Origin of the sequence: Polaromonas sp. UBA4122 (assembly GCA_002381615.1) — a bacterium.
Taxonomy (GTDB): domain Bacteria; phylum Pseudomonadota; class Gammaproteobacteria; order Burkholderiales; family Burkholderiaceae_C; genus Polaromonas.
On the sequence record DFWY01000110.1, the window covers coordinates 1 to 204 of the forward strand.

Annotated in this window: 1 protein-coding gene; it reads left to right on the forward strand. The window is 63.7% G+C overall.

Features of this window, described 5'->3' with window-relative positions; all coding sequences use genetic code 11:
• On the forward strand, positions 1–204 hold a 204-nt coding region (locus tag B3F77_RS14710; protein ID WP_293605679.1), incomplete at both ends, for a hypothetical protein.

The following is a 204-nucleotide window of genomic DNA, read 5'->3' on the forward strand; positions in this document are numbered from 1 at the left end:
GTGGTTGATGATGCCGAGCTGATTCGCCGCGAAGAAGAAGCCAGCCGCCATGCGGAGTTGTTGCGTCGCCAGGAAGAAGAGCTGGCGGAAAAGCGCCGTTTGCGTGAAGAGCAGGACGCCAAAGAGGCGGCGCGTGAGCTGGAACGCGAGGCTGCAGCGCAAATTGCCCAGGCTGCCGCCGCGGCGGCTGATGCGGCCAAAAAG